This is a genomic window from Candidatus Mesenet endosymbiont of Phosphuga atrata, assembly GCF_964020175.1.
In the GTDB taxonomy this organism is placed as follows: domain Bacteria; phylum Pseudomonadota; class Alphaproteobacteria; order Rickettsiales; family Anaplasmataceae; genus Mesenet.
This window is the reverse complement of record NZ_OZ026541.1, coordinates 960,275-984,653: the sequence shown is the minus strand read 5'-3', so window position 1 is coordinate 984,653 and position 24,379 is coordinate 960,275. Positions and strand designations below refer to the sequence as shown.

General features: G+C 32.1%; 26 protein-coding genes. 12 read left to right on the top strand and 14 right to left on the bottom strand.

Annotated elements, in window-relative coordinates; translation table 11 throughout:
• Positions 1 to 111 precede the first annotated feature (111 nt).
• From AACL09_RS04725 to AACL09_RS04700, 6 genes are read right to left on the bottom strand one after another with little or no spacing between them, the layout of a single operon-like run.
• Positions 112 to 819, bottom strand: coding sequence for a biotin--[acetyl-CoA-carboxylase] ligase (locus tag AACL09_RS04725; RefSeq protein ID WP_339047375.1), 708 nt, complete (start codon positions 817 to 819; stop codon positions 112 to 114).
• A 2-nt stretch (positions 820 to 821) separates the two neighbouring features.
• Positions 822 to 2,222, bottom strand: coding sequence for an NADH-quinone oxidoreductase subunit N (locus AACL09_RS04720; RefSeq protein ID WP_339047373.1), 1,401 nt, complete (start codon positions 2,220 to 2,222; stop codon positions 822 to 824).
• Positions 2,219 to 3,640 carry an NADH-quinone oxidoreductase subunit M gene (locus tag AACL09_RS04715; protein WP_339047371.1) on the bottom strand — a complete coding sequence of 474 codons (1,422 nt, stop codon included), beginning with the start codon at positions 3,638 to 3,640 and terminating at the stop codon, positions 2,219 to 2,221. Before AACL09_RS04715 ends, AACL09_RS04720 begins: the two co-directional genes overlap by 4 nt.
• Before the next feature lie 19 nt (positions 3,641 to 3,659).
• Positions 3,660 to 5,510: an NADH-quinone oxidoreductase subunit L gene (gene nuoL / locus AACL09_RS04710; protein ID WP_339047369.1), complete on the bottom strand. Its 1,851-nt coding sequence runs from the start codon at positions 5,508 to 5,510 to the stop codon at positions 3,660 to 3,662.
• Positions 5,507 to 5,818: an NADH-quinone oxidoreductase subunit NuoK gene (gene nuoK / locus AACL09_RS04705; protein WP_339047367.1), complete on the bottom strand. Its 312-nt coding sequence runs from the start codon at positions 5,816 to 5,818 to the stop codon at positions 5,507 to 5,509. The genes nuoL and nuoK overlap by 4 nt, the downstream gene beginning before the upstream one ends.
• Positions 5,806 to 6,393, bottom strand: a complete 588-nt coding sequence (locus AACL09_RS04700) for an NADH-quinone oxidoreductase subunit J (protein ID WP_339047365.1) — start codon at positions 6,391 to 6,393, stop codon at positions 5,806 to 5,808. Before AACL09_RS04700 ends, nuoK begins: the two co-directional genes overlap by 13 nt.
• A 136-nt stretch (positions 6,394 to 6,529) precedes the next feature.
• Here AACL09_RS04700 and AACL09_RS04695 point away from each other — a divergent pair, with 136 nt between their 5' ends.
• Positions 6,530 to 6,943 (top strand): hypothetical protein, encoded by a 414-nt coding sequence (locus AACL09_RS04695; RefSeq protein WP_339047363.1) that lies wholly within the window; start codon positions 6,530 to 6,532, stop codon positions 6,941 to 6,943.
• 120 nt (positions 6,944 to 7,063) lie between these two features.
• Here the strand turns inward: AACL09_RS04695 and ubiE are convergent, their stop codons facing one another.
• Positions 7,064 to 7,774: a bifunctional demethylmenaquinone methyltransferase/2-methoxy-6-polyprenyl-1,4-benzoquinol methylase UbiE gene (gene ubiE, locus AACL09_RS04690; RefSeq protein ID WP_339047360.1), complete on the bottom strand. Its 711-nt coding sequence runs from the start codon at positions 7,772 to 7,774 to the stop codon at positions 7,064 to 7,066.
• A 67-nt stretch (positions 7,775 to 7,841) separates the two neighbouring features.
• Between ubiE and surE the strand changes: the two genes are divergently transcribed.
• From surE to AACL09_RS04670, 4 genes are all read left to right on the top strand, one after another.
• The gene (gene surE / locus AACL09_RS04685) at positions 7,842 to 8,606 is read left to right on the top strand and encodes a 5'/3'-nucleotidase SurE (protein WP_339047358.1); all 765 of its coding nucleotides are present in this window, start codon (positions 7,842 to 7,844) and stop codon (positions 8,604 to 8,606) included.
• Between the two features lie 172 nt (positions 8,607 to 8,778).
• Positions 8,779 to 9,573: a hypothetical protein gene (locus tag AACL09_RS04680; RefSeq protein WP_339047356.1), complete on the top strand. Its 795-nt coding sequence runs from the start codon at positions 8,779 to 8,781 to the stop codon at positions 9,571 to 9,573.
• 80 nt (positions 9,574 to 9,653) lie between these two features.
• Complete coding sequence (locus AACL09_RS04675; protein WP_339047354.1) at positions 9,654 to 10,862, top strand: phage portal protein; 1,209 nt, start codon at positions 9,654 to 9,656, stop codon at positions 10,860 to 10,862.
• A gap of 21 nt (positions 10,863 to 10,883) precedes the next feature.
• Positions 10,884 to 11,495 (top strand): HK97 family phage prohead protease, encoded by a 612-nt coding sequence (locus AACL09_RS04670; RefSeq protein WP_339047352.1) that lies wholly within the window; start codon positions 10,884 to 10,886, stop codon positions 11,493 to 11,495.
• On the opposite strand, the gene AACL09_RS04665 is transcribed toward AACL09_RS04670, so the two are convergent.
• From AACL09_RS04665 to AACL09_RS04655, 3 genes are read right to left on the bottom strand one after another with little or no spacing between them, the layout of a single operon-like run.
• On the bottom strand, positions 11,431 to 12,078 hold the full coding sequence (locus tag AACL09_RS04665) for an HdaA/DnaA family protein (RefSeq protein WP_339047350.1): 648 nt from the start codon (positions 12,076 to 12,078) through the stop codon (positions 11,431 to 11,433). The genes AACL09_RS04670 and AACL09_RS04665 overlap by 65 nt on opposite strands.
• A complete protein-coding gene (locus AACL09_RS04660) occupies positions 12,069 to 13,172 on the bottom strand; it encodes an AI-2E family transporter (RefSeq protein WP_339047348.1) in 1,104 nt (367 codons plus the stop codon). Before AACL09_RS04660 ends, AACL09_RS04665 begins: the two co-directional genes overlap by 10 nt.
• 52 nt (positions 13,173 to 13,224) lie before the next feature.
• The gene (locus AACL09_RS04655; protein ID WP_339047346.1) at positions 13,225 to 14,109 is read right to left on the bottom strand and encodes a hypothetical protein; all 885 of its coding nucleotides are present in this window, start codon (positions 14,107 to 14,109) and stop codon (positions 13,225 to 13,227) included.
• A 103-nt stretch (positions 14,110 to 14,212) separates the two neighbouring features.
• Between AACL09_RS04655 and AACL09_RS04650 the strand changes: the two genes are divergently transcribed.
• The gene (locus tag AACL09_RS04650; RefSeq protein WP_339047344.1) at positions 14,213 to 14,974 is read left to right on the top strand and encodes a DsbA family protein; all 762 of its coding nucleotides are present in this window, start codon (positions 14,213 to 14,215) and stop codon (positions 14,972 to 14,974) included.
• Here the strand turns inward: AACL09_RS04650 and plsY are convergent.
• From plsY to AACL09_RS04630, 4 genes are all read right to left on the bottom strand, one after another.
• Positions 14,967 to 15,539, bottom strand: a complete 573-nt coding sequence (gene plsY / locus AACL09_RS04645) for a glycerol-3-phosphate 1-O-acyltransferase PlsY (protein WP_339047342.1) — start codon at positions 15,537 to 15,539, stop codon at positions 14,967 to 14,969. The two genes, AACL09_RS04650 and plsY, sit on opposite strands and share 8 nt — an antisense overlap.
• A 116-nt stretch (positions 15,540 to 15,655) precedes the next feature.
• A complete protein-coding gene (locus AACL09_RS04640; protein ID WP_339047340.1) occupies positions 15,656 to 16,156 on the bottom strand; it encodes a hypothetical protein in 501 nt (166 codons plus the stop codon).
• A 51-nt stretch (positions 16,157 to 16,207) separates the two neighbouring features.
• Positions 16,208 to 18,346, bottom strand: coding sequence for a DNA translocase FtsK 4TM domain-containing protein (locus AACL09_RS04635; protein WP_410519797.1), 2,139 nt, complete (start codon positions 18,344 to 18,346; stop codon positions 16,208 to 16,210).
• On the bottom strand, positions 18,336 to 18,587 hold the full coding sequence (locus AACL09_RS04630; RefSeq protein WP_339049027.1) for a YggT family protein: 252 nt from the start codon (positions 18,585 to 18,587) through the stop codon (positions 18,336 to 18,338). Before AACL09_RS04630 ends, AACL09_RS04635 begins: the two co-directional genes overlap by 11 nt.
• Positions 18,588 to 18,730: 143 nt before the next feature.
• Between AACL09_RS04630 and AACL09_RS04625 the strand changes: the two genes are divergently transcribed.
• The 6 genes from AACL09_RS04625 to AACL09_RS04600 all read left to right on the top strand — a co-directional run bounded on the left by AACL09_RS04625 (position 18,731) and on the right by AACL09_RS04600 (position 24,360).
• Positions 18,731 to 20,017, top strand: a complete 1,287-nt coding sequence (locus AACL09_RS04625; protein ID WP_339047336.1) for an HlyC/CorC family transporter — start codon at positions 18,731 to 18,733, stop codon at positions 20,015 to 20,017.
• A 15-nt stretch (positions 20,018 to 20,032) separates the two neighbouring features.
• Entirely contained in the window at positions 20,033 to 20,296 is a 264-nt protein-coding gene (locus tag AACL09_RS04620; protein WP_339047334.1) for a DUF2312 domain-containing protein, read from the top strand.
• Positions 20,289 to 20,852 carry a UbiX family flavin prenyltransferase gene (locus AACL09_RS04615; RefSeq protein ID WP_339047332.1) on the top strand — a complete coding sequence of 188 codons (564 nt, stop codon included), beginning with the start codon at positions 20,289 to 20,291 and terminating at the stop codon, positions 20,850 to 20,852. Before AACL09_RS04620 ends, AACL09_RS04615 begins: the two co-directional genes overlap by 8 nt.
• A 6-nt stretch (positions 20,853 to 20,858) precedes the next feature.
• A complete protein-coding gene (gene folD / locus AACL09_RS04610) occupies positions 20,859 to 21,755 on the top strand; it encodes a bifunctional methylenetetrahydrofolate dehydrogenase/methenyltetrahydrofolate cyclohydrolase FolD (RefSeq protein WP_339047330.1) in 897 nt (298 codons plus the stop codon).
• 36 nt (positions 21,756 to 21,791) lie between these two features.
• Complete coding sequence (locus AACL09_RS04605; protein WP_339047328.1) at positions 21,792 to 22,967, top strand: hypothetical protein; 1,176 nt, start codon at positions 21,792 to 21,794, stop codon at positions 22,965 to 22,967.
• A gap of 67 nt (positions 22,968 to 23,034) precedes the next feature.
• Complete coding sequence (locus tag AACL09_RS04600; RefSeq protein WP_339047326.1) at positions 23,035 to 24,360, top strand: hypothetical protein; 1,326 nt, start codon at positions 23,035 to 23,037, stop codon at positions 24,358 to 24,360.
• Positions 24,361 to 24,379 lie beyond the last annotated feature (19 nt).

Here is a 24,379-nt window from a genome sequence, read left to right as displayed (position 1 = left end):
TATTTGAATGAGACAAAAAAGACTTCTCCACTAATTAAAATAAAACTTATTAAATAAGCTGCAATTACATACCAATCATGCATACAAGTTAACCTTTTAAGTTAAATAATTTTAATAAAAAACTTCACCTGATTCAAGAGAAATTAAATTGTTATCATGAGTACTTATCACTATTCTTCCTTCTTGATCTATATCAGAAAATATACCACTATATAAATTGCTACCTATTTTAATATTAATTGAGCTGTCCACCATATAGGCTCTTTCAAGCCACATCTTTCTTATCGATAAAAATCCTTCTGATAGCCACCTTTGCCTTATTCTGTCAAAATTATTAATGAGCTCCTTGAGCAAAGTTAAGTTGGATATATTCAAATTACAAACTTGACTTAAAGATACTGCATATTCAGGGGAAGATAGTATATTAATTCCTATCCCTATAACTAGCCAACTCGCATTTGCTTCAGTTTCCAGTAATATCCCTGCTATTTTTTTGTTATTGACCAATATATCGTTAGGCCATTTATACTTTAAATCTAAATTGGCTGATAGAGCAAGAAGAGTATTGCCTACCGCCACTGCTGTAATAAATGTAAAATGAGTCAATTGAGTTACATTAGTTTTATCTCTAATTATTATACTAGCATATAAATTTCCTTTAGGAGAAATCCAATCTTTACCATGACGTCCTCTACCGCTGGATTGCACATCAGCAAGTACAATTGTACCATCAAGTGCACCTTTTTTTGCCATTTGTATAGCTTCTAAATTGGTACTAGACAACTCTTTGTAATGATATAAATGATAACCGTTGATCATTTCTAATAGATAGCTTGACCAATTAATAAATAAATGATTTTTTTAAACTTTTCTACATATGCAAAGAATGAGATGTTAATTATCATTGATATTGTTGAAAGAATTAGCAATTCTCGACTTCCTTCACTTTTTTTGTGTTTGCCTTCATCGAAGTATATTACTTTTATAACACGCAAATAATAGTAACACGCGACCACACTTAGTATGATAAGAATTATAGACAGATTAATAAAACCAAATTTAATTAAGCTCAATAATACATAGAACTTACTGAAAAATCCAGCTATTGGAGGAATGCCAGCCATTGACAGCATAAATATAGAAAGATTAAATGCAGTTATAGGATTTTTTTTGCCAAGTCCTGCTAAACACTCAATATTGCAATTATCATCATCAATTTGCACCAAGTATGAGAACAACCCTATATTAGAAATCAGATATATTATCAAATATATAAATGCACTGGTTATACTTTCTGATGTACCTAGAGCAATTGCAATTAGCATATATCCAGCATGTCCTATTGCACTATAAGCAAAAAGCCTTTTTAAATTTTGCTGCTGCATAGCTCCAAAAGCAGATATTGCAACTGATAAGATACTTGCAAATATTAAAATATTTTGCCAGTACTGCATCATGCCAGTAAATTCTTCACTTAAAAGCCTAATTAAAAGAGTTACAAATGTAGCTTTAGGGGCTATAGCAAAAAATGCTGTGACAATTGTTGGCGATCCTTGATAGACGTCAGGAGCCCATAAGTGAAAGGGAGCAATGGATATTTTAAAGCATATACTAAGTAAAATTAGCATTACCCCTAAAACTGCTCCAAGTGTCTCATAATTACTAAAAAACACTGCTAGATCAGTGAAGTTTGTTTTTCCTGTATAACCATAAATTAAAGACATTCCATAAAGCATTATACAAGATGATAAAGCGCCAAGAGTGAAGTACTTCACCCCAGCTTCAGATGAGTAGACCGACTTTCTTTCAAAACATGCGAGCACATATAGAGTGATGCTTTGCAGTTCAAACGCTAAATAAAATGAAATCAGGTCATTTGCTGCAATGATCGCCATCATGCTAAATAGAGAAAATAAGATTATTACTGGAAATTCATAAGAATAATCATACTTTGAGAAAAGCAGCATGAGCAGAATAATTGCTCCTAAGATTAAAATTAAGATTTGTGCTAGATGTGTATACAGGTTTAATTTTAGTAGCGAATTAAAGATGAGAATCTGACCACTTTTATAAGTAAAAACAGCAATAGTTATTGTAATTACTGCGCACGCAAATGCAGCTAGGTAAGCTGCATTACGATTGATGACCTTACCAAAGAGCAACAGTATCATTGATGATAAGGCGAGGAATACTTCTGGAATGATATATAGAAAATTATTCATAAAATTATAGTTAATAACTTACTTATAGCTGGTTTTAAGTACATAAGTAAAGAGGTTGGATAGATTCCTAAAAGTAAAGTTAAAATAGCCAAAGGCAGCAAAACAAAAAGCTCAATTTTACTTATGTCTTTTGTCAGTAAAGAAGATGTACTTACGCCCCATATAACACCCTTGCAAAGATAAAGCATGTACACTGCGCTAAGAATAGTTGCAGTTGCAATAAGTGCTGCAGCAAATTTAATGCTTTTAAATAGCCCAAGTATGCATAAAAACTCACTTACAAAACCGGAAGTAGTTGGTAGACCTATAGCTGCCATGGAGAATAAAACGAACATCAAAGAAAACAAAGGCATTGTAGATGCCGCTCCGCCATATTTGGTTATATTTAAAGTATTTGTTCTACTGTAGAGCATGCCAACGCATAAAAATAGTGCTGCAGAGATTATACCATGACTTATCATCTGAAAGATAGCACCAGATATACCTTCTTCATTAAAAGAAAAAATCCCAGCAGTAACAAATCCCATGTGTGCTATAGAGGAATATGCTATTAGTTTTTTTATATCCTTTTGTGCAAACGCAACCAAAGATGCATATATAGCTGCTATTATGCTCAATGCAATAACAAAATTGGCAAAATATAAGCTTGCATTAGGCAACATAGGTAATGAGAATCTTAAAAACCCATATGCTCCCATTTTTATAAGTAAGCCAGCTAAAATTACAGATCCTGCAGTTGGCGCTTGTACATGAGCATCAGGCAGCCATGTATGAAAAGGAAACATAGGAATTTTAACAGCAAATGATATAAATAGTGCAAGCCAGAGCCACTTTTGTACGTTAAAACTAGCCTTAGGTAAAAAGCTCATAAGCTCCTGTATATTACTTGTGGAGTAAGTAACGTATATGTATATCACAGCCACTAAAAACAATAAGGAACCAGCAAATGTATAGAGAAATAGTTTAAATGCAGCATATACTCTATTTTTGCTTCCCCATATGCCGATGATTAAAAACATTGGCATCAAAACAGCTTCAAATAATATATAAAACATTATCATATTAAGAGATATGAAAAAGCCGATCACCAGGCTTTCAAGCAATAAAAACAGTGCCATATATGCTTTTATATAAGAGAGGTTAAGCTTCAAGCTATATATAATGCACAAAGGGAACAGTAGTGTAGTAAGTAAAACAAGAGGCAGTGAAATGCCATCAATCCCAAGTAAAACATTGCTGCCTAGTTGCTCAATAAACTGAAAATTCTCTATGTGATGATCAAACTGAGCTGCAATTGCAATGCTGATTAAGAAAGTTGCTGTAGAAAAAAAGAGTGGCAAAAACTTTACGTATAGAGAATTGTTATTAAATCTCGCAAGCAATAGTAAAAGCGCCCCAAGCAAAGGGCTGATCATCATTATAAACAGCACAATCTATTTAAACCCGAAAAATTATATAAAATATACTAATTATAAAACCAAAAACCATAATAACAGCATAGTCAAATATACGACCAGTTTGTAATTTTAAGCTATTTGTTGAACTATGTTTAGCAAGTGCAACAATGCCACCTATGCCTAAAGAATCTATAATTTTTACATCAAAAAACTTCCATAAAATTATGGCAAAAAACCTTATTGGTCTTACGAATAGATACTCATATATTTCATCGAAATACCATTTATTGTGTAAAAAATTCACTAGAGATTTATTGTTTATATTTTTAAATGAATTTCTTATGTAGAGCAAATATGCAAGTAACATTCCCAAGAAGCTAAACAACATTGGTAATAATTTTATATATATAGGTACACTGTGCTCGCTGCTTGTTATCGATATGCTGCCTTGCCAAAAAGAAGCATCTGTTATTGATAATTCTCCCCATACACCAGAGAAAATTGAGCCAAATGCAAGTACAAGCAAAGGCAAAAGCATAATTTTTGGTAACTTGTGAATTTTATTATTTTTCTCTTTACCGTGAAATACCAAAAACATCAATCTCCACGAGTAAAGTGATGTGAGAAAAACAACCAAGATACCAGTTACAAATGCAAATTTACTTATGCTGTATGCATTTTCAATAATTAAATCTTTTGAGTAGAATCCAGCAAGTGGAAATATACCTGTAAGTGCTAATGACCCTATCCACATAAGTGCATAAGTAAAAGGTATTTTTTTGTAGCATCCACCCATTTTGTGAATGTCCTGCTCATGATTCATTGCATAAATAACATTGCCAGCACATAAGAAAAGCAAAGCTTTAAAAAATGCATGTGTCATAAGATGAAAGATGCTTAAATTGTATGCAGAACTGCCACAAGCTATAAACATATATCCCAATTGACTACATGTTGAGTAAGCTATGATTTTTTTGATATCATTTTGAGCAATTGCAACTGTTGCCGTAAAGAAGCAAGTTATGGAGCCAACGATTATCATAACTTCTCTAGCTATATAAGATAATTCAAATAATGGCGAACATCTAGCTACAAGAAACACCCCGGCTGTTACCATAGTTGCTGCGTGGATTAAAGCAGAAACTGGTGTTGGACCTTCCATTGCATCAGGAAGCCATGTATGCAGACCAATTTGTGCAGATTTTCCCATGCAACCAATAAATAGTAACATACATATTATGTGTATTGTGCTTAACTTAATACCAAGCACTCCTACTATAGGAAAACCTCCTAGAGAGGCTCTGTCAAATACTTCTATAAAATCAAGTGTATTAAATGTACAGTATATTAAAATTATGCCTACAAGCAGGAAAAAGTCTCCTACTCTATTGATAACAAAAGCTTTCATAGCTGCCTTGCTGGCTGAATATTTCTCAAACCAAAAACCTATAAGTAAGTAAGAGCATAAACCTACCCCTTCCCAGCCACAAAAAAGCTGAAGGAAATTACTACTTGTAACAAGTATTAGCATAAAGAAAGTGAACAGCGAAAGATAAGAAAAAAACCTCGACTTTCCTTTATCGTGTTCCATATAGCCTGTAGAGTACAGATGCACTACTGTGGAAACAGTTGTAACCACTATAAACATTATAGTTGTAAGCCTATCTATATTTAATGCCCAGTTTATTTTTAAGCTACCGACTGCAATCCATGAAAAAAGGTCTATGGTGCTATTTTGAGAAAAAGTGATAAACAAATACCACGACAACAAGCCAGAAATGGCAACCAAAGTTATTGGTACAACTTGGCTAAAAAATGCATTTTTCCTCAAGCTAGAAAGCACTGCTCCTATAAACGGTAAGAATACGACAAATGTTTCTATGCTAATCATTTCTTCATTAAGCTGGTATCTTCAACATCTATATGGCCACTATTTCTGTAATGTACAACTAAAATTGCGAGGCCCACAGCTGATTCTGCTGCTGCAACAGTTAGTATAAACATAACAAATATTTGCCCTACTATGTCGTTCATATAAGCAGAAAAAGCAACTAAGTTAATATTAACTGCAAGGAGCATAAGTTCAATTGAAAGTAGAATGTTAATAATACTTTTACGATTAATAAAGATCCCGCATATTCCAATTGTAAAAAGAATAGCTGCAAGAATGAGAAAATGATTCAAAGTTAAGACTTCCATTCTATACCTTCTTTGGTTTTAACTTTAACAATTTTTAGTGATGAGGATTGCATAAGTTGCTTACTCGAACTTTGTTTGCGCACTCCCTCTCTATTTCGTAGCGTAAGAGCAATTGCTCCAACAATTGCAACAAGTAGCAATATTCCTGACAGATGAAAAGCATACATATAATCAGTATAAAGCACATTACCAATTGCAGCCACATTACTAACATTATTATGCATTACTTGCGCAATTAAACTTTTGGATTTTTTGATTGTATACCATGCACTGAAAAGAAATGCAGATGAACACACAATCCCCATGAATGAATACTTAACAAAACCTTGACGTAACCTAACATAATCTATGTCAAGCATCATCACAACAAATAAAAACAAAACTGCCACGGCGCCAACATAGACAATTACCATAACCATGGCAACAAGTTCAGCACCAAGTAAAATAAATAGCACTGCTGAACTAATGAATGCAGATATGAGCGACAATACTGAATGCACGGGGTTTTTTGTACATACTACAAAAATTGCTGATATTATAGTTAATAAGGAGAAGCAATAAAAAAAGAAATTCATCCTTAAAGTTAAAAGTAACTTTTATTATTAAAGTTAGTTAATTGCATCAAGTCAATAATTAAACGAAATTTAAGTTGACATCTTTTGTTAATTATTAATATAATAATCATATTGTATAATTTACCAAGGATTGAATATGTTGCAAAAATTTCATGATTTAAATTCAAAAGGAGATTTTGATCAAAAATTTGATCAATTCTATGAAGAGGTAAAGGAAAATTCTTTATCTCGTCTTACTTTCCTCAATCAGTATATAAAAGAATATTATAAAGAGCTTATCGCAATACAGTCGGATTATGGATATGGTTATACTGGTTTAGAAAGAGCATATGACAAAATGTCGTCAGATCAGGATATTGAAGATGCTTTTTATAAGTTTGTGGAAACTATTATATTGTATCAAGACTGTTTGCTAACAGGAAAATGTGATGAGCACACATATCATGCGAATGAAGTTGGTAGCGATAATGGTTTTTTTCATGATTATTATTACTCATTTGATGCACAGCAACCATCAATCTTAACCCATGCAGAGTACATATTAGTTTAAATTACGAATGCATATTATCGAAGAGTGTAGGGCAATGTGTCATAAAAACTTGATTTTTATGACATAAAATAAAAATTATTATAAGGGTACTAAATTTAACCTGTAAAAGGCAATAATAAGTTAAAATGAAACTTTGTATCCAAAGTATAACGTTGCGATACCGCAGCTCATATTGCAAAAGCTTGTATTGGTAAAACCTACTTCTTCAATTTCATTTTTAAACTGCAATTGAGTAGGGAATTGTTTAATGCTTTCTACTAAATATTTATATGATTCTTCATCTTTAGCAATTAATTTTCCCATTTTAGGAATTATGTTAAATGAATATAAATCATATAATTTAGTAAATATTTTATTTTGATAACACATAGGTGCAAACTCTAAACAGATGAATTTTCCACCTGGCTTTAATGTTCGATATGCTTCTTGCAGAGCTTTTTTTCTATTTGAGACATTACGTATGCCAAACGCTATAGTATAGTAATCAAATTGATTATCATCAAATGGAAGATACTCTGCATCAGCACAACACCATTGCAAAGAAAGCTTATTCTTATTTATTGCATTATCACGTCCGTTCTTCAGCATTTTGTAATTTATATCACACACTGTTACGCTAGTTGTTGGCTCTTTTTCTATTACTTGTAGCGCTACGTCACCTGTCCCGCCAGCAACATCTAGTAACTTGCAGTTTTGGTTTACATGCATGATGCTTACCATCTTTTTCTTCCATAATCTATGAAGACCAAAACTCATCACATCATTCATAATGTCATAGTGATCTGCAATTGAATTAAAAACCTTTTTAACTAAGTGTGATTTGCTTATCATCTTTATTGTTTTTTAATGTACTTTGTAAAGTAATATATATGGAAAATATAGCAGAGATTTAAGCAGTATGAAAGTTTTACTCACTAATGATGACGGTTTTGGCAGTGCTGGGATAACCTTATTATATGAGATAGTATCTGAGCTAAAATTTGTTTCAGAGATATGGATAGTAGCTCCAAGCGTTGATATGAGCGGCTGCAGTCGTTCTTTAAGTCTAAGAAAGCCAATACAAGTTAATTGTTTGGGAGAGAGAAAATATACTGTAGATGGTACGCCTGCAGAATGTGTAATTCTTGCACTCAACAGAATTATGGATAAAAAACCAGATCTAATTTTATCTGGTATAAATCATGGATTAAATGTTGGTAATGATGTTAGCTATTCTGGCACTATTGCTGCTGCTATGGAAGGTGCAACATCTTTAATTCCATCTATTGCTTTAAGTCAAATGTATAGCAGTGACCGTTCTAAAATAAAATGGGAGTCTGCAAAAAATTTTGCACCTAATATTATAAGTAAATTAGTAGCTACTGGTTGGTCTAAAAGTACAGTAATTAACGTTAATTTCCCTGCAGAAGAAGTGCTGGGAATAAGATTTATCGAACAAGGACAGTACAAAATGGATAGTAATGCAAGTTGTATAGAAAGTATTGGTGATAACAATTCGTATGTTATACGCGGAGATCGTGTGCTCATAGGTAGTGGTGATGTAGATATAGTAAGCAAAGGCTTTATTACTATAACCCCATTAAAGCTAGATTTTACCGATTATGATAGCTTAAGAGTTATTGAAAATGCATTTGAAAAATCGCAAATGTATAATCATAAATAGATGCAATAAAACTGCTTTTGCTAATTTAATCATAGTGATAGGGCTAAAGTAGATATCCACTATTTGTAATAAGAAGCTAATATGACCAATAATATATTTTGGTATCAATTTTTTTTGACAGCTGTTTTTTATTATATACTATAACTAGTATAAAATTATATTAGGTATAATTATGCATAAAAAAGAGCTAGAAGAATTATATTACATCTTTATTGATGGTTTATTTGCATCATTTCCTATTGATACTAAATATTGTAATGACGAAAATTCTATACTACCTTTCAGTACTGTAATGACTAATATGGAGGAGAAAGGGAAATGTAATCGTTTCTATCATCACACTGCTCTTTTTATAAAGTCATCCTCGGAACAAGATAGTTACTTATATAGTAAAAATACATTGAATTGGGGTAAGAATGAAATGATAAAACATATAAAAAATTATATACATGATAAAAAATATTCTTATATCTTTTGTAAGACGTTGGAACAATACTTAAGTAATGATTATACTTTTGATACTATATTAAAGGAGTGCCTAGATATAAAGGGTAGTGCTGCGAGCAAAGCAAAAAGAGATTTAATTCAGCACAAGCCTAAAATGACCTATAAGCGATCAACTCATAGCATTTCCTTCCAACAATCATTAACAACGTATGATAGTTTTATGGTGCAATATAATAGTACGGCTTATCCTCACTCAACTAGTATACCTTCTATTAGTATAGGAAATGCAATTAAAATAGATTATACAATACCTTTGATTATGTTAATACCATTATTCATTTTATTTTGTTGTATCACTAGTATGGTTATGAAATGTTGTAGCTATATATCCAAAAGGAGAGCTCGTGATTGTAGGATGGCAGATGATGGTAATAAGTTGTTACCATCAGTGTCTTTTTCTTCAGAGTCTGAATCTGTGCAATTTAGAAGTGGAAAAATTTGTGATGGGGAGCAGTTTTAGGCTGTTACGTATTATAAAACTGCTTTTGCTAATCTAGCCATATTAATAAGCTTTAAATAAGTAATTTATTAGAAATTAATATGGTAGAATTTAATATACTTAACATCCTAAAGAAAAAAAGTAGAATTCCTCATTTTTATTCTGCATTGCAAGTAATTACCGAACCTTCCTGGAGTGGACGTAGTTATTTTAGTTTTGCTGAAGAGGGATATGTTAAAAACGTAATTGCTTTTCGAGCAATACATATGATTGCAACTGCTGTGGCTTCAATTCCACTTATTTTAAACCACATAACAAACGATGGAAAATCCCAAATTAAATCTCACCCTTTACTTAAATTACTAAATACCCCAAATCCTACGCTTTCTAAATCAGAATTTATTGAAGGTATTGTGACTTATAGATTAATTAGCGGCAACTCATACATATTGATGATTGAATCACAAAATAGTAAAAATGCTGTTCCCAAGGAATTGTATCTACTACGTCCAGATAGAGTAGAGATAATACCTGATAAAGGCAATATACCATATATTTACCGATATAAAGTAGGAAGCAGTAGCTATAACTTTAAAGTGGACAAATTAACTGGTTGTTCAAATATATTGCATCTTAAAACGTTTAATCCCTTAAATGATTTGTATGGGCTATCACCTATTGAAGCTGCAGCATATAGTATAGATCAGCATAATCAAGCTGGAGCTTGGAATCAGGCAATGCTACAAAATGGGGCAAGACCGAGTGGTGCATTAATTGTGCAATCTGCGAAAGATGGCAGTGGTGGACATTTAAGTTCTGAACAGTACATGCGTCTTAAAGAACAAATAGAATCGTATTATACAGGTTCAAAGAATGTAGGAAGACCAATTCTGCTAGAAGGAGGGTTAGATTGGAAGGAAATGAGTTTATCACCAAAAGATATGGATTTCATTAAATCCAAAAATAGCTCAGCTCGTGATATTGCGCTAGCATTTGGGGTACCACCACAGCTACTTGGAATTCCGGGAGATAACACCTATAGCAACCTAATTGAGGCTCGCTTATCCTTATGGGAACAAACGATACTGCCAACGCTTGAGAATATTATTGGTCACTTTAATTCATGGTTGGTACCTAAATTTGGTAATGATCTTTGTTTATCATATGATAAAGACGCAATAGAAATATTGATAGAGAAAAGACAGAAACTCTGGCAGTATGTACAAAATGCAAGTTTTATGACCCTTAATGAAAAGAGAGAGGCATTTGGTTTACCCAAAATACCAGGTGGTGACGTTATAGATAAATGATATTTTTACAAAATGAGGAAAATGAATAAGAAGTTTTTCAGTTCAGCATTATCACTTAAGAGCATTGGAGAGAACGGCATATTCTCTGGCTATGCGAGTGTATTCAATATTGTTGATGAGCAAGATGATGTAATATTACCAGGAGCATTTACAGAAACTATATTGAAAAAAGCTGGCAGGATAAAGTTATTGTGGCAACATCAACACGATGAGCCAATTGGCAATATTTTGGAAATCAACGAAAATAAAGTTGGTCTTTATATAGTAGCAAACCTGCTGCTGGACCTACAAAAAGCAAGAGAAGCATATGTAATGCTAAAGTCTGGTACAATTGATTCTTTATCAATTGGCTATGTGCCTTTGCAGTATGACATTGATCAAAAAACGGGTGTGAGAGCCTTAAATAAAGTAGATTTGTGGGAAGTAAGTTTAGTTACATTTCCAGCAAATTCACATTCGCGTGTAATTAACATTAAGGATAAGACAAAGGAAGAAGCCAACTTAATTTATGCAATAGAGAAGGCAAAAGAAATATTAAAATGTCAAATTAAAAATTCCTATACTCAAGTTAAAGGTTTTGAGAATCACCAAGGTTTAATACAGAACGCACAAAAGGTATTGTTATACCAGTAGACCTATACACTGATTTTTTATCAATTGTATCAACGATATGCTTTATTCTCTCAAATGAACGTTCAGATTGTGTTAATATATAATCAATTATCCTGGGGTTAACTTGTAGCTGCCTATCTGTTAATTGTTTTATTAGCAAAAGCCTAAATAATTCTTCACTTTCCAATGTGATACCTACACTGATTGTAGATAGTATCCTTGATTTTAAATCATTGAGCTTAAAGGCCAGGGCATTAGGTATTAGTGATGAAGTTAAAAGTAACTTTTTACCATTTTCTTTTGCGTAATTATAGCAATGTAGAAACAGCACCTCGTTTTGGATTTTTTCTATATCTTCCAAGATAAAGGCATTGCTAGAATTTACAGCATCAACAAAATTATTGAGATTAATAAAAATAGCTTTATTTAATTTCTGCCAGATATGAGCAAGATGAGTTTTGCCTGAACCAGAAGGACCATACAAAATTAAACAGTTCCACGTTTTATCATTTACTATGAAGTCATGGGCATGTTTATTTCCTGTTAGAATTATATAATCTTCATAAGCATGGCTTTCTTGATGTTCAAAAAGGCTTAACTGCATTTGCTTTTATTATAAAACTCACTACTGATATAGCTATTTACAATAGCCTTTATAAAAACGCAAGAAATTGCAGTAATAGGGATAGAAAACAGTATACCTAAAAATCCAATCTGTGAGGCACAAATTGTCATGCCGATAATAATCCAGATAGGATGGAGTTTTACTTTTTTGCCTATCAAAAATGGGGTGATTACCATACCTTCTGCTGCTTGTCCAATGATAAAAAGCGATAGAACTGCAAAGTACATAAATAAAGTATCAAATTGTGATATTGCGATGAGTAATGCAAGCATTGTACATGACAGAGAACCAATGTATGGTATAAAAGTCATAATGCCAGAGATTAGGCCAGTTAGTAGCCAGTAATTCATGTTTAATATCTTAAGTCCAATAGAATAAAATATTGCCATTATCAGGCAGACACTAACTTGACCTCTAAGATATGCTGATATTAGCAAATCAATCTGGATAAAATAACCCTTAACTATTTCGCGATAAGATATAGGTATTAGACTATTGATACTTCTAATTATTGAAGGCCAGTCATATAGCATATAAAATAACAAAATAATGGTAATGAATACGAGCACCAACGTATTGATTAAATCAATGCTTGAACTAAGAGCATTTGTTATCAGACTTTTTATGATTTTAGATATCGAGCTAAGAAATGTTATTATAGTATGACTCTCAAATAAATTCTCTGGCAGATTGTTCATCATGTTAACTGCATCACTGAGGCTAGTCATATCCTCATATATTTTTAGTAACGCAGGCATGATTTGATCTTTAATAAATGGCATTTTTTCATTAATTAAAAATCTTGATAGGGAAATCAGCTGCACATACGCAATGGGAGCAACTATGACTAAAAAAGCTAAAAATAACATTAAAAAAGTAAGTAATACAAACAATACCGAGCAAGATCGTGGTAGTTTATATTTTTCTAGTTTATTTATACAAGGGTTAAGTAAATATGCTACAATTGCTGCAACTGCAAGTGGAGATAATATTGGCTGTATAATATACAATATTGCTATAAATAATAATGCTACCAGGCAGCTAGTAATGTAGTAATTTAACTTATTGCTCATTATAGTATTAAAACAAAAACATATATTAAACTATAAAACTTAAATTGTATCATCAATGGATATCTAATTGTTGATCGGTTGCTTGAGTGATATTTACATCGCTTAGTTCACTATTTTGTTCTATAACCATACGATAAGTACTCAACCCCATCATTATTATTGCACATAAAATTCTGATTGTTGTACTAAAGTTAAAATAATAAGTAACGTTGTCACCTAAATTGAATGTTACATTTTCTATTATAAAGCTACCTTTCTTTTCTAAAAGATCAATTACTTTAGGTACAACATTAATTAGTTCTAATATAAGCATTGCCCATAAAACCTTTATGACCTTTTTATGTATTTTTTGCTCTTTGTAATATTTTTCCTGTTTTTTTTTATCTTCTTCCTTTTCGCTTTGAGTTTTACTAAAATTGCAGTCATATTCCTTGCATGGTAAAGCTATAAAATAGAGTGTCAATACACTCATTAATGTTCCGATAAAGATAGATATTGTATTTAAAGTAACATTGCTATTCTCTTTTGAAGAGATATCAAACATGATAATTGAGCTTGCGACTTGTACTATGGTAGCAATACTACTTATGAGTGCAATCCAATTGCCTGCTTGCCTCCTTTTTCTTGTACCTTCTTTATATTTCTTATCACAAAAAAAACGAAACAGGGTAATTGATGAAATTATTATTGACATTGACGACATTAATAATATCAAAGAGATCTGAGCAAGGATAATATCCTTTTTCTCTCCATTCTTATTAAATTGCGATGCTATTCTAATGACGAGAAAAGCTACAGAAGCGAAATAAATAGCAAATCTTAACCATTCTCTTGATAAATTGTATATTTTTATTTTTTTTGGATCTTCAAACAAATTTGAAGGAAAGGCTACAGTACTCATGTCTATAGTTATATCATTGGTTAATTTTTTTAGCAATACTTCGTATATATCTTAACTAGAATAGCGATTTAGGTGCAAAACAATATTTGAATTTTATATTTTTACTGTTATATTATCAACTTAAATACAAATAATAGTTATGTTAAGAATATTACTTTTATTAGGGATAATAGTAGGTGTAGCAAGCTTACCAATAATAAGTGATCGATTTTTTACGCAAAATAAAAAATCGCTTAATAAGGAGTCAGTTGAGAAGATAGTAGATGATTATATCAGTGACAATCCCAGTAAGATTTTAGATTCTATAATCCGTTGGCAAATAGATAATGAAAAGAAAAATAATGAAGTAAGAAGTAATGAAGTAAAAGAACAAATAAAGGTTTACGAAAATGAGCTGCTAGATTTTTCTTATCCTACTGTAGGGAATAAAGATAGCAAGGTAGTAGCAGTTGAGTTCTTTGATTATGCATGTGGATACTGTAAAAAAATGAAAGATGATGTAAAACAGCTTATTGCTGATGGTGCGGTAAAATATGTGTTTAGAGATCTGCCAATACTTGGTGATAATTCACTAAGAGCAACAAGAGCTGCTTTAGCAGTATATTTCATTGATAATAATAGGTATTTAGACTTTTATGATGCTGCTTTAAGCTATAGTAATCCTATTACTGATGATGCTATTTATGAGATAATCAAGAGTATAGCAATTGATAATCATGATTTTGATAATTCCCTAAACGAAAATGCTGATAAAATTGATGTCATGATTGGGAAAAGCAGGGAATTAGCAAATGATTTAGGTATAAATGGAATCCCAGTTACAATAATAGGTGATAATTTGTTTTCTGGCGCAGTAGGTTATGATGTGTTATACAAGAAAATTAGTGAGCTAGCTAATTAACTTTCTTTGCACAAAATTTATGTTCCTCTCTTTTTATCAGCCTAATTATATTTCCATGGTGCCGTATTATTATTAGCGGTGTGGCTACAATTAACACTACTAATGCATTTTTAAAGTAGAAAAGTGATGCCATTGTTGAAACTGAAATAGCAATCAGTGAAGAAAGTGAAGAGTAGCGGAAAGTTATAAAAACTATAGCCCATGTACCAATAAATATTGCGCTAACATATAAGTTTATTGCTAGCAATACTCCTATTGTTGTTGCAATACCTTTTCCACCTTTAAATTTTAGCCATATTGGAAATATATGCCCTAAAATAGCTGCAATTGCAGCTAAAGAAGTATGGTCATGATAAATATTTTGCGTTGCGTATACTGCTATAAATCCTTTAAGGCTATCTAAAAGTAGAGTTATAGCTGCCATCTTCTTTGAGCCTGCTCTCAGTACGTTTGTTGCACCGATATTACCTGAACCTACTTTCTTTATATCTACCCCATTCATTCTGGTGAGGATTAAACCAAACGGTATTGAACCTATCAGGTAAGATATAAAAAATATTACCATTTTAAAATTCATGCTTATTTGGTACTCGCGCAAAAATTGGTTGCATCTTATTATATAGGCTGTGTGCACAGTTACCTATACCATCACCTAACCCATATAGCAAATTATCATTAACATCAGTTAGAGCGCTCGATATTAGCTGGCAGCATACTTCCTTTATGCCTACATTCTGCAGGTTCTGGTGTTTCATTGCCTTTTACAGTTTCATTATTGTTACTTTCCACTGTAGTTTCCTTTTCAACTACAGCTTCCTCTTTTTTATAATTATATAAATATAAAGCAGTTATCATAGGAATGGCAAATATTCCAGCTGTACCTATACTTGTTGCTGTAAACACGGCAAGTGCTGCTGTAGCCATACTCATAACAGCTACCCCTAAAGCAACAATTCTTCCTGCTACTGCTATTTTTCTATTTTCTTCTTTTATACTTAAATTTCCAGTTATAGCTGTTTTTGCTGCTACTACTGCTGCTTTTATAGCTGCAATTGCAGCCATAGCAACTAGTATTGCCATAATTGCACAGAGAGCTGAAACTACAAAACTAGATATCTCAGATAAAGTTGTCAAAAGAAAAACCACGGCAGCAAAACCTAAAAGTAACTTTTTATCATTCATAACCATATCCCCAACACTTAAAGTTAATTTTAAACTATATCAAAATTTTTGTTAATGTTTAGTTAAAAATCTTTTTCCAGAGTGATTTGGAGGGCTAATTATCCCCTCCTTTTCCATGCGTTCAATAATATTTGCAGCTCTATTATAACCTATTCTAAGTTGACGTTGTATATAGCTAGTTGAAGCTTTTTTATCTTCTAGCACTACAGATACTGCTTGTCTATATAGTTCATCACTTTCACTATCATCCTCATCTACTGATGAAGAGCTTTCATCATCTTTAGTAATCTCATCCATATATTCTGGTTTACCCTGAGACTTTAAGTGATCAACGATATCCTGTACTTCTTTATCACTGACAAAAGGGCCGTGTATACGCTTAATTTTACTGCCACCTGACATATAAAGCATATCTCCCATACCAAGTAACTGTTCTGCCCCTTGCTCACCCAAAATTGTGCGACTATCAATTCTTGAAGTTACGGCAAAGCTGATTCTGGTAGGAAAATTTGCTTTTATTACACCTGTAATTACATCTACTGATGGGCGCTGAGTCGCCATGATAATATGAATTCCTGCAGCGCGTGCCATTTGAGCTAACCGTTGAATAGAAGATTCAATTTCCTTGCCGGCAACGAGCATAAGATCTGCCATTTCATCGACAATAACAATTATATAAGGAAAAACTTCCATTCTTACTGGTGTTTTTTCAAATAAAGGCTCGCTCGTGTCTGGGTGAAAACCAACTTGAACATTATATTCAAGCTTTTGTCCTCTACTTAAGGCCTCTGTAATTTTTTCGTTGTAGCCAATAATATTTCTCACTCCAGCATAAGACATCATTTTATAACGAGACTCCATTTCCTTCACAACCCATTTTAAGGCAACAATAGCTTTTTTAGGTTCTGTCACAACTGGAGATATAAGATGTGGTATCGCATCATATATGGATAATTCCAGCATCTTAGGATCAATCATTATCATCTTGCATTGGTCTGGGCTTAACCTGTATACTAGCGATAAAATCATGGTATTTATCGCAACTGATTTACCAGAACCTGTAGTGCCGGCAACTAAAAGGTGTGGCATTTTTGTGAGATCCGCAATAACTGGCTCACCATTAATGCTTTTGCCAAGTGCTATAGGTAGTTTTAGCCCTGAATTTTTGTATTCATCAGTTTCAAGCAAATCACGTAATAAAACTATTTCTCTATTTTTATTTGGCAGCTCTATCCCCATTGCATTACGACCAGGAATAATAGAAATGCGTGCAGATAGTGCACTCATTGATCTAGCTATATCTTCTGCAAGACCAATTACTCGCGATGATTTTGTTCCAGCTTGTGGTTCAAGCTCATATAAAGTAACAACAGGGCCATAGCGAACGTTGATAATTTGCCCTTGTACACCAAAATCACTCAGTACTTGCTCTAAGAGGGATAGCGTTTGTTTACCTTCAGATTCATCTAGCTTCTTGCTGATTTGTCTCTCTGATTTGGATAGCAAATCTGTATCTGGAAAGATAAATTCACTTTTTTGCTTACTGTCAAATTTAAATTTATCATCAAATTTTAATTCATTAACATATAATTTATCTGTTATGAAATCATTTTTTAATTGTTTGATTGGTTCTGCTTCTATTTTTATAGGTTTTGATTCTGTATCCTTATCTGTTGTATTATCATAAAATTCATACATTAATTTTAGTTTGCAGATATGGTGATATAAAAAAACTGTAGATTTTACTACACGCTGCCAGCCAATTATACCAACAATACTAATGAGAATTACACTTATCAAAGCATAATAAGGATAAGCAACAAACATATTACCAATTATTCCACCATGCCTATACCTGTTAATTACAATCAAAGATAACTTCGAAAGTATAGCACAGAGGCTAAGTGTGAATAATGAGATATTAAGTATAGTATATAACTTGTTTTTTTTTGTATGAAGAATAAATAAAATGATAGCAAGTGGTATTGTTATACTACCTAAACCTAAAAACTGGATAAATATATCTGCAACATACGAACCAAAAATCCCAGTTATGTTTTGTACTTTCTTATTTGTTGCTGTGTTAAACGAAGGATCAGTGTTATCATAGCTCAAAATTGATAAAAGAAGAAAAGTTGCAAAGGCAAAAGGTATGACTAACCTCACGTATGTAAGCAGCTTACTTCGCATAGTAGTATATAGTGTATTTAACGAAATGGATCAATATCAGTAGCAAAAATGGAGCAATATCAACCTCATAAAATGACGGTACATACTTTTTGATAAAATTAAGCGGAGGAGATACAATTTTATTTAAAGCAGTAATAATACTATATACTACTTGATTATATCGATTAACAATATTAAACCCAATGAGCCAGCTTAAGATTAACCAAGAAAATAAAATAAAACTGTAGATATCAAGTAGCATATTAACTAAATATAGTATAGGGTGCATAAATTAATCATTTTAATCGTTATGCATAGTAGCAATTAATATAAAACAAGTCAAAACTTGAACTTGAAATGCAATTTTTAGTGAATATATTAGTTGTTAAAAGTTAAGTACATTTAATGGATTGGTTATTAGTTTATTCTTCAGTAGGGGTGTTTTTTTTGCTATTTGCATCTTGCTTTCTCTCCGGTGCAGAAACAGGACTGATTTCAGTTAGCCAGTCCCGTATTTATAAGTTAAAATTAGATGGCAATAAAAAAGCTAAAATAATAGAACATTTGCTAAATAGAAAAAAAATAGTTTTAGGCACGATACTGCTGGGAAATACTGTTGTCAATATCTCTTCCTCTGCACTTTCTACTGCAATTTTTATGAGATTTTTTGGTAATGAGGGTATTTTATTATCAACAGCTTTTATTACTGTATGCATACTTTTGTTTTGCGAAGTATTACCAAAAACTTACGCCATACAAAATCCCGAGAGAGTTGCTTTACTTTCATCTTACACTATCAACTTCCTCATCAAAACTCTGTCTCCTTTTGCAATAGCTGTTCAATTTATTGTAAATTGTATTCTAAAGTTGCTTAGACTAGATAAGAATAAAGAAGTTATCTCTGCAGCTGATGCAATACGCAATATAATATTTTGGCATGATAGTAAAGGAACTATGCTTAAGGAGGATATAGATATGCTAAATAGTATATTAGATTTAGCGGAAACTGATATATCTCAAATAATGATACATAGAAAAAATCTGTTTGCACTAAATGTAGACCAAGATAAAGAACAATTAATAAAGGAAATGTTAGCAAGTAGTCACAGCAGGATACCTTTATGGAAAGATAATCCTGATAATATAGTTGGCATTTTGCATGTAAAAGATTTAATTAATTCTTTGCGTAAGGAGAACAATAATATTGAAAAGATTGATATTACAAAAATAATGCTCAAACCTTGGTTTGTACCGGATACTACTCCTCTTAGTACTCAACTTCATAGTTTTCGTAAAAATAAAAGGCATCTTGCTCTTGTAATTGATGAGTATGGTTCTTTGCAAGGGATAGTAACACTTGAGGATATACTGGAAGAGATAGTTGGTGATATATCTGATGAGCATGATGTGGTAACAGACAGTTTAATAAAAAAAGTATCAGATATAGTTTATCATGTAGGTGGGGAAGTATCTGTGAGAGATATCAATAGACAGCTGCGTTGGAACTTACCTGAAGAAGATGCATCAACTCTTGCAGGAATAATAATTAATGATATAGAACGTATACCTGAAGAAGGAGAAGAGTTTGACATGCATGGTTTTATTTTTAAAATCCTAAGGAAGGAGAAAAATATTATTACTACTATTGAAGTTTGTATTAAAAATGATACTACTAATAGTAGTTCTGAGTAATTTAAAGGGTATTAAATGGAAATAACAGATACAATTAATGTAGTTCCTGAGGAGCTTAAATCATATATAGAAAGGATAGAGAAACTTGAGTTAGAAAAAAAAGAAATGCAAGATCATATTCGTGATGTGTATGCTGAAGCAGCAGATAAAGGATTTGATCCAAAAATTATGAAGGAAGTTATAAAGCTGAGAAAGATGGAAAATGATGATAGAGAAGAGCAGGAAATGCTACTTGATACCTATCAACGTGCTCTTGGAATGAAAGATCATTGTGAATAAAAGGATTGTAATTGGTATAAGCGGTGCATCAGGAATAATTTATGGTATACGCTTTTTAGAGGTATTAAAAGAAACTGATTATGAAACTCACTTAGTGGTGAGTAACTCAGCAAAGTTAACTTTAGCTCATGAAACACCTTTGAGATTTGAAGATTTAACTTCATTAGCTAGTAAGACCTATTCTATAGATGAAGTGGGGGCAAAGATTGCCAGTGGTTCTTTTAAAACAATAGGAATGGTTATAGCTCCATGTTCTGTCAATACTATGTCTGAAATTGCATCTTGTATTACTTCTAATTTATTATCTCGAGCTGCAGATGTTGCAATCAAAGAAAAACGTAAGTTGGTTCTGATGATTCGTGAATCTCCACTGCATCTAGGTCATTTGCGTAATATGGTATCTTTAACAGAGATGGGAGCTATAATTGCTCCTCCTGTACCAGCATTTTATACTATTCCTAAGTCAATTGATGATATAGTTAATCATTCAGTTGGAAAGATACTCGATTTATTTGATATTAAGCATTCATTGTGTAACGAATGGCAGGGGTTATAAGCTAAAGTGGTAAGTGAGATTATAGATGGTAAGTCAATTGCGAGTAATTTGTGTGCAAAATTAGCTGTAAAAATTAAGCAACTCAAAGCAGATTATAACATATACCCTTGCCTAAAAGTGATATTAGTTGGTGATGATTCGGCTAGTCATTTGTATGTTCGTAACAAACAAAAAAGAGCAGAGTTTATAGGAATTGAATCTGAAACTATATTTCTGCCTAATTCGACATCAGAGGAGAAGTTAATTGACAAAATAAAAGAGTTAAATTGTGATGAGAAAGTTAGTGGTATTTTGGTGCAATTACCGGTTCCAGATCATATCGATTCAAATCTTATTATTAATACTATAGATCCTAAAAAAGATGTTGATGGTTTTCATAACGAAAATGTTGGTAAATTGGTTACTGGACAAAAAGATTGCTTAATCCCTTGCACTCCTCAAGGATGTATGCATTTAATCAAATCAGTTGAAAAAGATCTCTCTGGTAAGAATGCAGTTGTAATTGGCAGATCAAATATTGTTGGCAAGCCAATGTTTCATCTATTACTTAGGGAAAACTGTACGGTTAGTATTTTGCACTCACGTAGTGAGAATTTGGCTATGCACTGCGCTCAGGCTGATATAGTAGTTTCTGCGGTTGGCAAACCTGGTTTGGTAAAGCAAGACTGGGTTAAACATGATGCAATTGTTATAGATGTTGGTATGAACTTTATACCTGAAGAAAATAGATTTGTTGGTGATGTGGATTTTCTCAAAGTAAAGGAGATAAGCAGAGCTATAACCCCAGTACCGGGAGGAGTGGGACCAATGACAATAGCCTTTTTAATGATCAATACAGCTCTTGCTGCTTGCTTGCAAAACGAAATAAAAATAAATATGGATGATTTTTTGATTTTTAACTAATTCTATATTAATATTAATTAGTAGGGGGCAAAATCTATGAAAATCATCACAAAAACAATTACTAGCCAAAACCAAGATGGTAAGAAAGATAAAAAACATCTAGTTTACTTTTTTGGATTAAATGATTGTATAAGAGATGATGAATCTGAACAGCAGCGTTGGGAGGATTGGGAAGGCCAGAGTATTGGTATCCACATGTTTAATTATCATTATTCAGAAAATGATTACCCTGAACACTTTCATAATATAAAATTTAAATTAAAGAGGGCACTAATTACTACAATTGTTGCCTCGGCACTAGGTTTTATAGGGTATTCTATCATTGCATCGAAAATGCCTATTTCATTAAAGGTACCAATTTTTATAACATTTCTCATACCAGCTATAATTACAGCTGCTATTGTGATCTTTTATCCTTACACTGTACCACTGCTTAAATTTGCTACAAGAGGCAAAGATCCAGTTAAAGCAGGGATGGCAAAGGTTATAGATTTATTGGAAAAGGGTGTACGTCCAGATGATATTATACTTATGGGGAATTCACTAGGCGGTGGAATTGCTGCAGAGGTTCTACAGAAATTTGAAAAGGCAAACATTCATTTTACCATGGTACATAGCAATTCTTACAGTTCAGTACAAAAAGCGATATCATGCCTATATGGACGCTTTGTTGCTATATTGGGAAAGTGGTTTGGTTTTAATTATAAGCCAAATGAAATAATAAAATCAACAAAAGCTCCTGTTTTGATTGTAAATAAAATAGGGGATAAAGTGATACCGAAAAAAGTTCAGTCTATACATGGGCTAAAAAGCCAAGTTAATAATAAGGATTCTACAGATAATTTAAAAGTGTTAGTTACCTTAGAGCATAAAGATAAGAGGTATAGTCATTGCTACGATATTCATAACACAGATGAATTTGAAATGGGTATTAGTAATACAGATTACCTAGGTTCTAAAAGACTCAAAAATAATGAATATAAATCTTATAAGGAATTGTTATGGGATTTCATTGACGCAGCACATAAACATCTAAAAGAGTTAAATAAAGATTTTAATCTCAATAACTTTAAACAAAGCAAGCTTTATCAAAAAATGAAAAAGAATGGAGTATCACTTATTGATATTGATGATGTTCCTAACGGTAATTTCATAACTGATTCTTGTAAGCCACAGAAAGGGACTGACGCTGTTAATTCTTATAAATGTTAAATTAAGTAAATTTTGACTATTTCTTAATTTTATACTATAATAGGTTTATTCATTTTTAAACATTTTAGTGAAAATTGCAAAAAAAACTATCAACAATAGTGGTCAAAAAAAACATCTAGTTTACTTTTTTGGTCTTTCAGAGTCTATAAAATATCATAGTGAATATAATCACATTGCCGAACTGTTTCCTAAGGAAATCACAGTGCATTTGTTTGATTACCCTCATTTCAGGGAAATTGTAAATCCAAGATGCACGAATAAAAATATTATTTTAGGGAAGCAAATATTAAAAAACTTAGCAGCTTTTGCAGCTATCTCTGCAATAGGGTTAGTTTTTTTATGTAAAAAACCAATCTCGTTTAAAATAGCAGTGTTTATCCCATCACTTATTATTTTTTTGATCATTGCGACGTATATCAACTCAAATCTCATCGTAAAGACCATTCTTACCAAAAACTATTCTGATAAATTAAGTGCAACTCTTAGTCATAAGGAAATTAAGCGTATGAAAATGTGTTTGACAGGTAAAACAGAAAATGAAAGCGATATTAAAAAAGATGTTAATGATATTATAAATTTTTTCTGTATGGATGAGCATCTTTTGACGCATATAGCAAAATTTATGACAAGAAGCAAAGATCCAATAATAGCAGGGGTAAAATTAGTTATGGACTTGTTAGAACAAGGCGTACATCCAAATGATATTATTCTTATGGGAAATTCATTAGGTGATGGAATTGCAACGGAAGTCTTAAAAAAATTTGAAGAAGAACAAATCTATCTTACTTTAGTAAATAGCAACTCTTTTTGTCAATTAAAAGAAACAGTTAAATATCTAAAATCCCCTTTTGGACAGTTTTTCCAAAAACATCCAAGGTTACTGGATTTGTGGTTTAAACTATGTAGTTTAAATTATGATGCAGGTGAAACTATAACACAAAGCAAAGCTCCTGTTTTAGTTGTAAATAGGAAAAATGATTTTGTAATCCCAAGGGAGGCTCAGTTAGCAATAAAGTTAGAGCATACCGAATCGTCTGCCTTAAGAATTATAGCTATGCTTGAACATGATGATGAACAAAATCGCGACAGTTGCGCTGTTAGTAATGTTCATGTCGATACAATAGCTCACATGAAGGTTTCTAACGTGAATTGCTCATATCAAAAAGAAGATATATCTTCTATTAAGAGTAGCACAACATGTAAAGAATTTTTAGAAAATTTTATCGATGAAGCACATAAATATCTAGAAAAAGAAAAGTTAAATAAAGATTTTAATCTCAGTAACTTTAAACAAAACAAGCTTTATAAGGCAATGAAAAAGAATGGAGTATCACTTATTGATATTGATTTGCAGATATCTCCTATAATGAGCGGATTTTATTTAATCAATTAATATCTTAATATTACATAGT

Coding starts and splice junctions, on each gene's coding strand:
- AACL09_RS04695 (WP_339047363.1), top strand. CDS start 6,530: ATGTTGCAAAAATTTCATGATTTAAATTCAAAAGGAGATTTTGATCAA.
- AACL09_RS04660 (WP_339047348.1), bottom strand. CDS start 13,172: ATGAGCAATAAGTTAAATTACTACATTACTAGCTGCCTGGTAGCATTA.
- AACL09_RS04630 (WP_339049027.1), bottom strand. CDS start 18,587: ATGCTACTTGATATCTACAGTTTTATTTTATTTTCTTGGTTAATCTTA.
- ubiE (WP_339047360.1), bottom strand. CDS start 7,774: ATGATAAGCAAATCACACTTAGTTAAAAAGGTTTTTAATTCAATTGCA.
- AACL09_RS04665 (WP_339047350.1), bottom strand. CDS start 12,078: ATGCAGTTAAGCCTTTTTGAACATCAAGAAAGCCATGCTTATGAAGAT.
- AACL09_RS04720 (WP_339047373.1), bottom strand. CDS start 2,222: ATGAATAATTTTCTATATATCATTCCAGAAGTATTCCTCGCCTTATCA.
- AACL09_RS04650 (WP_339047344.1), top strand. CDS start 14,213: ATGTTAAGAATATTACTTTTATTAGGGATAATAGTAGGTGTAGCAAGC.
- plsY (WP_339047342.1), bottom strand. CDS start 15,539: ATGGTAATATTTTTTATATCTTACCTGATAGGTTCAATACCGTTTGGT.
- surE (WP_339047358.1), top strand. CDS start 7,842: ATGAAAGTTTTACTCACTAATGATGACGGTTTTGGCAGTGCTGGGATA.
- nuoL (WP_339047369.1), bottom strand. CDS start 5,510: ATGATTAGCATAGAAACATTTGTCGTATTCTTACCGTTTATAGGAGCA.
- AACL09_RS04620 (WP_339047334.1), top strand. CDS start 20,033: ATGGAAATAACAGATACAATTAATGTAGTTCCTGAGGAGCTTAAATCA.
- AACL09_RS04625 (WP_339047336.1), top strand. CDS start 18,731: ATGGATTGGTTATTAGTTTATTCTTCAGTAGGGGTGTTTTTTTTGCTA.
- AACL09_RS04670 (WP_339047352.1), top strand. CDS start 10,884: ATGAATAAGAAGTTTTTCAGTTCAGCATTATCACTTAAGAGCATTGGA.
- AACL09_RS04675 (WP_339047354.1), top strand. CDS start 9,654: ATGGTAGAATTTAATATACTTAACATCCTAAAGAAAAAAAGTAGAATT.
- nuoK (WP_339047367.1), bottom strand. CDS start 5,818: ATGGAAGTCTTAACTTTGAATCATTTTCTCATTCTTGCAGCTATTCTT.
- AACL09_RS04715 (WP_339047371.1), bottom strand. CDS start 3,640: ATGATGATCAGCCCTTTGCTTGGGGCGCTTTTACTATTGCTTGCGAGA.
- AACL09_RS04605 (WP_339047328.1), top strand. CDS start 21,792: ATGAAAATCATCACAAAAACAATTACTAGCCAAAACCAAGATGGTAAG.
- AACL09_RS04640 (WP_339047340.1), bottom strand. CDS start 16,156: ATGAATGATAAAAAGTTACTTTTAGGTTTTGCTGCCGTGGTTTTTCTT.
- AACL09_RS04635 (WP_410519797.1), bottom strand. CDS start 18,346: ATGCGAAGTAAGCTGCTTACATACGTGAGGTTAGTCATACCTTTTGCC.
- AACL09_RS04700 (WP_339047365.1), bottom strand. CDS start 6,393: ATGAATTTCTTTTTTTATTGCTTCTCCTTATTAACTATAATATCAGCA.
- AACL09_RS04680 (WP_339047356.1), top strand. CDS start 8,779: ATGCATAAAAAAGAGCTAGAAGAATTATATTACATCTTTATTGATGGT.
- AACL09_RS04725 (WP_339047375.1), bottom strand. CDS start 819: ATGATCAACGGTTATCATTTATATCATTACAAAGAGTTGTCTAGTACC.